The organism is Endozoicomonas sp. ONNA1, assembly GCF_024606325.1.
Classification (GTDB): domain Bacteria; phylum Pseudomonadota; class Gammaproteobacteria; order Pseudomonadales; family Endozoicomonadaceae; genus Endozoicomonas_A.
Window position 1 is genome coordinate 1 of the sequence record NZ_JAHHPN010000155.1, and the last position, 1,380, is coordinate 1,380.

Annotated in this window: 1 protein-coding gene; it reads right to left on the minus strand. The window is 53.7% G+C overall.

Annotated features, from left to right (window positions below; translation table 11 throughout):
• The coding region (locus KDK19_RS03610) for a lysylphosphatidylglycerol synthase transmembrane domain-containing protein (RefSeq protein ID WP_257291350.1) at positions 1-879 on the minus strand (879 nt) is incomplete at its 3' end.
• Between the last annotated feature and the right edge of the window lie 501 nt (positions 880-1,380).

Consider the following 1,380-nt stretch of genomic DNA (forward strand, 5'->3'; position numbering starts at 1 on the left):
TATGAACACGGTTGCCGCAACAGCCACCGGTGTCGCCATGCCTTTGAGCACCAAGAGCGAAACCATCACGGCCTCGGCGCTTCCCAGGCCTCCCGGCAGAAAGCTCAATGCGCCTGCTAGCATCGAAAGTGCGTACACAAAGAAAGCGAAGGTCAAAGAGACATCGGCGCCCAGCCAACCAAGCATCCAGTAGAACGCCAAAGCTTCGGCACCCCAGGCAACAAGACTGATTAACGTCGCGACGAACAGCAGGCCCGGGCTGTGACAGCGTCTCGCGTCTATCAACATCCTCGTACCGTGGGTGATCAAAGCCGAAAACTTGCCTTTTCGAAGAGAGGCCCAAGCGTGGAATCTTTCGAGCAATGTTTTGCTGGAAAAGCATATCAGTACCGCCAGAATACCCACGATACCAGCCAACACAATACCTTGTGCCTGAGGATATTGAGCCAGACCCAAGAGAGCCAGCAACACGACGGCCACAAGATCAGAGAGTCGCTCGCTGATAAAGGCCGCAAACGTCGCCGGGAAAGGAACATTGCGTTGCTTGAGAAGCACACCACGGAACGCTTCCCCCGCCTTTCCCGGAGTGGTTGTAAGAGCAAACCCGCTCAAATAAATTCGTAGGCTAGGCCTCCAATTGACCGGGTGCCCCAGCTGGTGCAAATACATTTGCCAACGGACAAACCTCAGGCCGTAATTCACAAGCGAAAGACTCAGCGCGATGACCGTACCTATAACACCGATTCGGCCAAAGGCGGCCAATACCTCGTGCCATCCTCCCCAGAGGGAAAACGCGAGATAGCCAGCAGCCGCGGCTACGATCGAGACAATTAACGCCTTAAGCCTCCAGCCTTCAAGGTGATTCGCTGAAACGCTCATGAGAGCACCCAAAGGGTGGTGCCAATCCATCCCGCGATAGTGACCAACAAATGCCGATCTTGGACAAGATCCTTCGCAGTATCATTACCGCGAGCTCGACGATGTAAGAGGAAGAGATAACGAAATATGCCATACACCACGAAAGGCAAAGTGTAGATCAAGTTACTACTGCCATGGATGGAGACCGCCTGAGGGGAAACGGTATAGAGGCCATATGCGATAATGGTGCATGACGCTGTAACTGCAATAAACTGTTCCAGCATTTGGGGGCTGTAATCATCGAGAACACGGCGCGTAAGGCCGCTCCTGTCACCCTCCATACTCTCAAGCATGAGCAACTCAGCACGACGTTTTGCGAAACCCAAGAACAAGGTAACCATCAGGCCACACAACAATAGCCGCCGAACTGGCTTTGTCGATAGCCTTTACGTGAAGGGAGATTTGTTTGGGCCGGTCAAACTCGCAGGGGCATCCGGAGAATGGTTGGCTGATAGGCGCGAA